General features: G+C 45.1%; 11 protein-coding genes. 3 read left to right on the top strand and 8 right to left on the bottom strand.

Features of this window, described 5'->3' with window-relative positions; genetic code table 11:
- Window positions 1-235: 235 nt before the first annotated feature.
- Both QZX97_RS12220 and QZX97_RS12225 read left to right on the top strand, forming a co-directional pair.
- On the top strand, window positions 236-1,708 hold the full coding sequence (locus tag QZX97_RS12220; protein WP_295651855.1) for an alpha-L-fucosidase: 1,473 nt from the start codon (window positions 236-238) through the stop codon (window positions 1,706-1,708).
- 93 nt (window positions 1,709-1,801) lie between these two features.
- Entirely contained in the window at window positions 1,802-2,233 is a 432-nt protein-coding gene (locus tag QZX97_RS12225; RefSeq protein ID WP_295651853.1) for a hypothetical protein, read from the top strand.
- A 120-nt stretch (window positions 2,234-2,353) separates the two neighbouring features.
- Here the strand turns inward: QZX97_RS12225 and QZX97_RS12230 are convergent, their stop codons facing one another.
- From QZX97_RS12230 to QZX97_RS12265, 8 genes are all read right to left on the bottom strand, one after another.
- The gene (locus tag QZX97_RS12230) at window positions 2,354-2,566 is read right to left on the bottom strand and encodes a hypothetical protein (RefSeq protein ID WP_295664678.1); all 213 of its coding nucleotides are present in this window, start codon (window positions 2,564-2,566) and stop codon (window positions 2,354-2,356) included.
- 165 nt (window positions 2,567-2,731) lie between these two features.
- Entirely contained in the window at window positions 2,732-3,235 is a 504-nt protein-coding gene (msrB, locus tag QZX97_RS12235; protein WP_295651851.1) for a peptide-methionine (R)-S-oxide reductase MsrB, read from the bottom strand.
- A gap of 253 nt (window positions 3,236-3,488) precedes the next feature.
- Window positions 3,489-3,788, bottom strand: a complete 300-nt coding sequence (locus QZX97_RS12240) for an antibiotic biosynthesis monooxygenase (protein WP_295651849.1) — start codon at window positions 3,786-3,788, stop codon at window positions 3,489-3,491.
- 14 nt (window positions 3,789-3,802) lie between these two features.
- Window positions 3,803-4,294, bottom strand: coding sequence for a hypothetical protein (locus tag QZX97_RS12245; protein ID WP_295651847.1), 492 nt, complete (start codon window positions 4,292-4,294; stop codon window positions 3,803-3,805).
- Between the two features lie 10 nt (window positions 4,295-4,304).
- Window positions 4,305-5,180: an alpha/beta hydrolase gene (locus QZX97_RS12250; protein ID WP_295651845.1), complete on the bottom strand. Its 876-nt coding sequence runs from the start codon at window positions 5,178-5,180 to the stop codon at window positions 4,305-4,307.
- Between the two features lie 63 nt (window positions 5,181-5,243).
- On the bottom strand, window positions 5,244-5,792 hold the full coding sequence (locus QZX97_RS12255; protein ID WP_295651843.1) for a carboxymuconolactone decarboxylase family protein: 549 nt from the start codon (window positions 5,790-5,792) through the stop codon (window positions 5,244-5,246).
- A 219-nt stretch (window positions 5,793-6,011) separates the two neighbouring features.
- Complete coding sequence (locus QZX97_RS12260; protein WP_295651841.1) at window positions 6,012-6,602, bottom strand: Crp/Fnr family transcriptional regulator; 591 nt, start codon at window positions 6,600-6,602, stop codon at window positions 6,012-6,014.
- A gap of 141 nt (window positions 6,603-6,743) precedes the next feature.
- Window positions 6,744-7,706: a hypothetical protein gene (locus QZX97_RS12265; protein WP_295651839.1), complete on the bottom strand. Its 963-nt coding sequence runs from the start codon at window positions 7,704-7,706 to the stop codon at window positions 6,744-6,746.
- A 257-nt stretch (window positions 7,707-7,963) separates the two neighbouring features.
- Here QZX97_RS12265 and QZX97_RS12270 point away from each other — a divergent pair.
- The coding region (locus QZX97_RS12270; protein ID WP_295664679.1) for a tetratricopeptide repeat protein at window positions 7,964-9,270 on the top strand (1,307 nt) is incomplete at its 3' end.

A 9,270-nucleotide genomic window follows, 5' to 3' on the forward strand; every position in this document is an offset into this window, starting at 1 on the left:
TCAAGCATCTTCAATCCTATTTAAACGAGTTTACTTTTAAATACAATCACAGAGATAATAAATCAAATTTTGACTTGCTTCTCAATAGAAGTTTAATGCCATCTGTCATATGATGGGCTATTACTCTCAAGAGGGGAGCCGGACGCTCCTGCCCTTTTTATACTTTCTGACACTATAGTTTCAAACCCATCACTATTTGTTAAATTTGAATCAGGCTATCCTACCAAAATAAACAATGAAAAAGCTATTGCTGTTTTGTTTGCTGATATTCTTATTTGAGCCTGCTTTCGCGCAAGTACCGCCAAAGCCTTATGGCGCTATACCCAGCCAGGCGCAGCTGAACTGGCACGAGATGGAAATGTATTGCATTATCCATTTTGGGGCGGATACCTATACCAATAAGGAATGGGGCTTTGGAGATGAGGACCCGGCGATAGTGAACCCAACCCAATTTGATGCCATGCAGATTGTTGGCGCGGCCAAAGCAGGCGGTTTTAAGGGGGTGGTGATCGTGGCGAAACATCATGATGGTTTGTGCCTGTGGCCGACCAAAACTACGGAACATAACATCAGCAAAAGCCGATGGCGGGACGGGAAAGGCGATATGGTACGCGAATACCGCGCGGCCTGCGATAGATTAGGCATGCAAATGGGTATATACTGCTCGCCCTGGGACCGGAACAGCGCTTTGTATGGTTCGCCGGAGTATGTGGCGATGTACCGGGCGCAGTTGAAGGAATTGTATACGGGGTATGGACCCTTGTTTATTTCCTGGCATGACGGCGCCAATGGCGGCGATGGTTATTACGGCGGCAAGCGCGAACTGCGCAAAATTGACCGCAGTACTTATTACGGTTGGGATACGACCTGGGCGCTGGTTCGCGAATGGCAACCCAACGCGGCTATTTTTGGGGATGTTGGTCCGGATGTGCGCTGGGTGGGCAATGAGGATGGTCGCGCGGGGGAAACTTGCTGGGCAACCTACGTTCCGGAAGCGCCCGAGGCGGGCAAAAAACCGGCGAACGGTTATAGCAAATACGAAATGGCCACCGAAGGCACCAAAAACGGGGCGACCTGGATGCCTGCCGAATGCGATGTGAGCTTGCGCCCGGGCTGGTTTTATCATGCCGCGCAGGACGGGCAGGTGAAAACCCCGGCACAACTGCTTGACCTGTATTATAAAAGCGTGGGCCGCGGGGCGGATTTGGATCTGGGGCTTTCGCCGGACCAAAGGGGCTTGCTGACCGAACATGATGTGGCTTCGTTGAAGGCTTTTGGGGATATTTTGCGGCAGACCTTCGCGGTGAATTTGCTGAAGGGGGCGAAATTTACGGCAAGCAATATACGGGGCGGTAACGCAAGGAGATATGGTCCGGCGTTTTTGACGGACGATGACCGTTACAGTTATTGGGCCACAGATGATACGGTGAAATACCCGCAACTGGTAGCCGACCTGGGCGGGGTGAAAACTTTTAATGTGATACGCCTGCGGGAAAACATTAAGTTAGGGCAACGGATCACCGGCTTTGCGGTGGATGCTTTTGTAGATGGGGTTTGGAAGGAAATAGGCTCGGCGACGAGTGTTGGGGCGAATAGGTTGATACGTTTGCCGGCGGATGTGCGTACGAATAAGGTGCGGTTACGCATTACGGGGAGTGATGCTTGTGTGGTGTTGGGGGATTGGGGGTTGTTTGAGGAGGGGAAGTAAGTTTTTGGGGGATTGGAAATCCCGACCAACGGAAGTAACTTTACTGCATAAGAATTTAATAACTTCAATTGAACTTGTAAATTGATTTGCGTTATGACATCAAAACATTTAATACCAATTGCTTTATTGACACTTTTCCCGTCGCTTGCTAAAGCGCAACTAAATAAATCTAAAGGTCAGGTAATGCAGTTTATGTCGAATGATAGTACTTTAACATTTGATAAGTCAAGTCGTACAAAAGATAGTTTTGAATTTTTATCATATTCAATCCCAATAAAAGTGTTGCCCGATGGACATATTGCTTCGACAACAAAAGTGTTTTATTTTTTTAATGACACCTGTTTTTTGATAAAAATTATCAAACCAAACAATCAGCTTAACAATGTTATTAAAGATTTGAATTATAGATTTGTTCCAATGGGGGACAATATTTGGTTTGATGAAAAAGAAAAAGCCAAATATGAAATAGTACTGAAAGAGAACGACTCTGTTTTTACAGTACAGGAAACGCCGTGGAAAAATTAAACACCCGTAATTTAACTCGTATATAGTCCCGCCCGTTTAGCCGTCCACGCTCAGGCTGCCATGAGCCGCTATGGGCGCGGAGCCCTCTTACTTTTTTCTTGATAAAAAAGTAACAAAAAATCAAGTCAGTAAAGAGGCTTCTTTCGCACGGGGCCATACCGCACAAGCAGGCAGAACCATCCCGATAGGTATCGGGAAAACCTTTTGCCGCGTTTGCGCACATTGGCCCGCGCTTCGGGCAAAAATTTCTATGCCCCTGCCAACGCACAGGCCCACATTGTTCTGCCCGCTTTTGGTCGAAGCTGCTTTACTGACAAGGATTCTTTCGTTCAACACCTACATCCCCCGCCCATTCAGGCGTCCGCGCCTGAATGATTTTGAAGGTAAGCGACCACGCTTGCGATGCCTTTACGGCCTGGCTTCGTGAGCGTGGACGCTCACCATTTGTTACGGTTAAGCGTGGACGCTTAACCGGGCGGTCCTTTTATAGTTTGTGTTTTACTTTGCCGGTATAAACTTCAGAGCATACGAGTCCAAGCAGTAGCGTTTGCCGGTGGGCAGGGGTCCGTCGTCGAATACGTGGCCGAGGTGGAGGCCGGTGCTGCGCTCGAGTACTTCCTGGCGCACTTCGCCGTAGGAGTCGTCTTCTACAATCATGATGTCTTTATCGTTGATGGGCTGGTAAAAGCTGGGCCAGCCGGTACCCGAGTCAAATTTGGTATCGGAGCTGAACAGGGGTTTGCCGGTGGCGGCGCTTACGTAGATGCCTTTTTTGTGGTTGTCCCAATAGGGGTTGCGGAAGGGTGTTTCGGTACCTTTGTTCACCATGATGTAATAGGCGTCGGGCGAGAGCACGGTTTTCCAGTAACTATTGGGCTTGGCACCGGGGAAGGTTTTTACATCTTCGGAACTGCCGGGCGTTATTTTGCCGGGTTTGTTTTGGCTGCATGCGCTTAGCGACATCAGCAAAAGGGCTATTGCAAATATATTTCTTGTTTTCATAATGGGTTAGTCGGGCATGGGTTGAACTCCTTACAAATTAACGGAATTTTGGATTTGGGGGATGTCGGCGGAGGGTCATTTTGGTAGTAGTTGCGTTGCAAACGCGGAGCCATGTTAAGCGCTCGTTACAAACGAGCGCAAAAGAGAAACGGGCGCAAATATAAGTAACCGCAATTGTGTTCTTGCGGTTACTTTGGTGGCCCTAATGAAATCAGTCTGGTTTCGCCATTTTTAGTCATGGTAATATTGTCTGTTATTTCCAGGCCAGGATCTCTGTGGCTTCAATAACGGGGCTTTCGGCCAGTAAGTGGGGCGCGGCTTTTGTTATTGCCTGCGCCAATTTGCCGGTATGGTGTTGGTGCAGGCCGTCTTCGTCCGGAAAGGTATCGAAGATGCCAAAGGTATTTTCGCTGATTTTAAAAGCATACCAATTAATGGTTTTGGGCTCTTCGTTTACCCACTGCAAGCCGTTTATCAATAGCTGCTGCAATTCGGTTGCTTTACCGGGCTTTGCAACCAGGCGGAGCAGCAAGCTTTTTTGTATCGTTTCCATCGTTTTTAGCCGGGTTAGTTTTTAAAATGTTTTTCGACAATTATGGCGATGGGCAGGCCCACCAATGCACTGTGCCAAATCAATTCGAGCACGGAAACAACATCTTTTGGTGAATGCGGGATATTGGAATAGGGCAAAACAAGATAATTCATGAACAGCCAAATAAAAGCACCATAGATGAGGCCATTTACATAGGTGTTTTTGGCAAACGATTTTATTAAAGGAAATGCCAGGTAGTAGGCAAAAGTGAAGGCAAAGGCTATCACAAAGTGCAATACGAGGCCTATGAGCACGTACAAGAAACTGCCATTGATAACCGATGGGCCAAATATGCCGCTGGCTATATATTGCAGCACTTGCAGGGGGTTTAAGCCTTTAAATATCCAGTACACAATTACGCCTGCCGTTGCATCTAAAGCGCCCGAAAGAATGGTGGCCGTTGTAATGGTTGCCACCGCCAAATTTTTTGTACCGGTAGTACCGGTAGCTATAGTAGCTGTTGTCATAACAATGTTTTTATTGGTTAATGTTTAGTTTGTTTAAAAAAGAAAGGATGTTGCCTGCAATCTCTTCGTGATATTCTTCGAGCGCGAAATGGCTGGTGTTGTACAAGTGCAATTCGGCGTCGGGCAAATCGGTTAAAAATGCTTTGGCGGCTGCTTCGGGAAAGAAAGGGTCGTTTTTACCCCATACCAATAGTGTTTTAGGCTGGTAGGTGCTAAAGTATTTTTGCCATATTGGATATTGCGCAACATTGCTTGAGTAGTTGTGCAACAAATCCAAATGAATATCCACCAAGCCGGGTTTGGACAAATTTTGCAGGTCGGACAGATAGGCATCGGGGCTGATCAATTCGGGGTTTTCGGCACCGGTAAAATAGAATACTTTGATGCCGTCCAATGTCATTAAAAAGCGGATGGGTTTTTCGGTCTCTTCGTTCCTGTTTTGCAGAAAGGGCATGGCGGCGCCAAAGCCTTCGCCAATACCTTCCATGTAAGCGTTGGCATTTTGGATGATCAAGGCCTGGATCAATTCCGGGCGTTTTGCTGCCAGCCTGAACCCAATCGGGCCACCGTAATCAAAGGCATATAGGCTGAATGCTTTAAGGCTGATCTGGTCGATAAACTTTTCGACTGTATTGGTCAGGTTTTCAAAGGTGTATTGATAACCGGCAGTTGAAGGCGCATCGCTGTTGCCAAAGCCGGGGTAATCGGGCGCTATCAAATGATAGTCGTTTTTCAGGTCTTCGATCAAATTCCTGAAGGTGATGGAGGATGAGGGAAAGCCGCCCAACAACAGGATGGCGGGCTTGCTTTTATCGCCGGCTTCACGGTAAAAAATATTGACGCCGTCGATATTTACGGTTTTATAACTTACTTTTTGAGTTTTCATTTTCTGGTTTTTAATAATTGTTTTACTGAGGGCCTTTGCTATCGCAAAAGCCCTTTGCACAGTTTAAATTTCTTCAGCTACCGGAAAATCAATTTCGAAGCCGGTAAGGTTATGGATATAATTGCTGATGATCTTATCGCCCACCACGATTACCACATCAACCAGGTTAGCTTCGGTGTAGCCTGCATCAAAAAAAGCTTCAACCAGGTCTTCATCGGCGCGGCCACGGTTTAGGGTAATGCTTTTTGTCAATTTTACCAGCGCATCAAGTTTAGCGTCGAAACCGGCGCTGCCGTTGCGCAGTTCAATGATTTGCTCGTCGGTAAAGCCGTTCATTTTACCCAATACCGTGTGCGCGCTTTGGCAATAGCGGCAGCCGTTTACCTGGCTTACTACCAGGTTGATCACTTCCCTTTCTTTTGCCCTTAATGTGCTTTTGCGGTTTTGAAAGGCGAGGTAGTCGGCCAGGGCGGTTTCGCTTTTTGCAAAGTAGGCATACAGGTTGGGTACAAAGCCCAGACCTTTTTGCAGGCTATCGAAAACTTGTTGGTTGTTAGCAGAAACTTCGGCCCTTGTTGGAACGTTGAACGTCCTTTTTGATGTAGTTGTCATTTTCTTATTTTTTAATTGTTTGATGTCGTTATTGACATTACAAAAGTGCTACCCGCGAGGGGCTTGTTTCAATGAAGTGGTTTAGGAAATAAAGGCGAACTGGTTGGGGTAAAAAAGTTGAACCAGTTTAACTTTTTTGATTTTTGATTGGCCTGTAACGCAAAAAGCCACCCAATGGCGGCTTTTTGCTTATTAAAGTACTTCGAAAACAGGCGGCAATTATTTAGCGGTTCTTTTGTTGCGCAGCTTTGATAGGTATTCGGTTGTCATGCCGAGGTAGGATGCCAGGGCGTATTGCGGAACACGATTGGCAATCAGCGGGTATTTTTCCAAAAAGTTTTCATACCTGTATTCGGCAGGCTGGGTGAGGTTGGTAATGAGTTGCCTGAAATGAAATGCCTGCGCCCGCTCGGCAGAAATGCGAAAGAATGTTTCGTATTTATGGTTGGCCTGTTTCAGCATATCCTCGTTTTCGCGGCTCAGTTGTAAAATAACGCTGTCTTCCAGGGCCATCACAAATAAAGTGGCCGGCTCGCTGTTATAATAACTGTTATAGTCGGTTATCCACCAATCTTCAATGGCAAACTGTATGGTATGGTCTTCGCCGTTATCAATAACCACATAAGCCCTAAAGGCGCCGCTATATACAAAATTACGGTGCTTGGCTGTAAACCCGGGCTGTACAATAAACTGACGTTTTTTAATCCTCGTGAGTTTAAACTGCGACAGCATAAAGTTTAATTCCTCGTCGGCTAGTTGTACCCTTTTAAGGATATGCTTGCTGAGTAGTTCAAATTCGGGTCCGGGCATTGCGGGTATTTGATTGGTGTATTTTGTTGAATTATTATTTACATAGACTAGCGTTGCAAACGCGGAGCCATGTTAAGCGCTCGTTACAAACGAGCGCAAAAGACAAACCGAAGCAGCAGCGGTTTTCCGCTTTTCACTCTATTAATCATTATTTGGTGGATATGCTTTATTTATGCTATTTATTAAAGCTTTCGCGTTATTGCTTGTTCTAAATAGAATCCAGTTATAATTTCTTAATCGCACTTCAAAAATACAAATGGCATTGTAGAGCTTTTCCAGGTCTGCTTTATTGCTTTTTAGCAGTACTGGGGTAGATGTAAATTCTTCTTTTATAATTTCGGGTCCGTTTTTCCAAAATTTATCATTTAGTGTAAATTCAAGGTATTTCCAATCAAAAAATTCGTTGCCCGTTTTATTTAGTTGTGTGGCCTGGTCATCGGGTGTGCGGGTCCCGATTGCAACCAATTGCCGGTCGTAATAATCGGCGATACTTTCGACTGTTTTTTCATCGATAAGGCGCAGAGAGCCCGAACTCCTTAGTTCGGTAATAGCCGACTGATCGAAATTCGCATGAAATACCTGTGGGGTATTTACTCCATATTTTGCGGCCAGGTAATACAGCGTTTTGGCATCCCAGGCTACCGCGCCCTTTTTTAATTCATCGCGCAACGAATCCAATCCCTTTATAGTGACCAGATTACTATTTATATTATTGACGCATCTTGCGGCATCAAATTGCAGGTTAGCTACCATCTCTTTCATATACTCGTGTGCGCGGTGCTTTTCTACAATGCCCTCGCGTACGTTTTCGGCAATAAAGCCCATAAAAACGGCTATAAATATCATCAGGCCTTCGAGCAAGTATTCTTTGATGCCTTTTTTTTCAACTTCGGGGTGATGGTGTACTTCCATTTTGGGGATTTCGGATTTCGGATGTTCGATTTCGGATTTGTTTTGGACGTCGGAATTGTTTTGGATGTCGGAAGTAGGAAGTCCGATGTTGGAATTTTCTGCTACTTTTTTGGTCACAACTTTTGGCTTTCGGCTTTGTGCTCTTGGCTCCTGCGGGCTTACCGCGGCGGGCTTTTTCTTTCTTTCAGCCATTGGTACCGGGTAAAATATGATGGTGTACAGGCAATAGCTTTTTCATAAAATCTATATCAAATTTAGCTACGCTAATATATTTATAAATACCCGGAATGTTATATATCGTTATTAAAATCTATTTGCGGCTAAATGGATAAGGTAAATTGCAAAGCTACGCCAGTATGTGTATATTGCCTTGTATATCAAAAAGATTGGCTCGTGCGTGTTAGGGAAATACCAGCCCCAAACGGTATTGCGCCCCCTAATTAACACGCATGAAAAAAAACACACTGTCAATATTATTTATTTTACTTTCCCTTAATTATAGTCAGGCGCAAACCCACAAAAGGGATAGCCTGAAAGCGCTCATCAAAACCGAAAAACGGGATACCCAGAAGGTAAATTTACTGTGCGCCCTTGCCTACGCTTATGTGACCATTAAACCTGACACCGCTATAAAAATAGCACTGGAAGCCTTAACGCTGGCTAACCGCAGCCACTTTATTAAAGGCCAGGCCCTGAGCCTTAATCGTATAGGGCACAGTTTCGATATAAGCGGCAACTATGCCAAGTCAATGGAAGCTTATTTGCAAGCACTAAAATTAAATGAAAGCATTAACAGACTATCAGGTATGGCACAAAGTAACAACAACCTGGGGGTTCTTTACCGTGATATGGGCGATTTTGAAAGGGCATTAGCTTACGATCGCAAGGCAAAAAAATTGTATGAGACTGTAGGCATTAAAAATGGCGTTGCTATATGCCTTGCAAATTTGGGATCTTGTTATTCTTTGCTCAAACAATACGATTCGGCCAGGGTGTACACGCAGTTGGGATATGAGGCTTTTAAGAAGCATATTCCAAAACGGTTGGGTGAGCCACTGTTGATACAAGGGGAAATATATTCAAAAATGAATGAAAGCAAGCTGGCATTGGAATACTATAGGCTAAGTTTACCTTATTTGGAGAGAATTGAAGACAACGCTGATATCAGTACTGTCTTTTTGGACATGGCTAAAGAATTTGAAATCGAACGGGTACCCGACTCGGCTTTCTTTTATGCAAAAAAAGCTTTTTACGTGAGCCATGCCATTGGAAAATATAATCAGCAGGTAGCCGACGCTGCAAACTTTTTGGTAGCCTTTTATGATAAAAAGAAGCTGGCCGATAGCACGGTATTTTATTTTAAAGTGGCTACGGCAGCTAAAGATTCGCTGTATAGCCAGCAGCGGTATAGTCAGTTGCAAAGTTTGGGCTTTGATGAGCAGTTGCGGCAGATAGAACTGGCCAATACAGATCAAATGGCCGAAGAAGAGCGGAAACGAAACCTGCAATTTGCGGGGATCGCCATAGGGATATTTACATTTTTGGTGCTGTTTTTCGCGCTGAGCCGTAGTGTTGTTGTTAAAGAAAGGTTTATCAAATACTTTGGGGTGTTTATGTTGCTGGCCGTTTTTGAGTTTATCAATTTACTGATACACCCCTATCTGGCCAAAGTAACCAACGATTCGCCTTTGGTGATGCTGATGATATTGATAGGTATCGGGTCTTTGTTAGTGCCCCTGCATCATCAACTGGAACA

This window comes from uncultured Mucilaginibacter sp., assembly GCF_903893715.1.
GTDB lineage: Bacteria > Bacteroidota > Bacteroidia > Sphingobacteriales > Sphingobacteriaceae > Mucilaginibacter.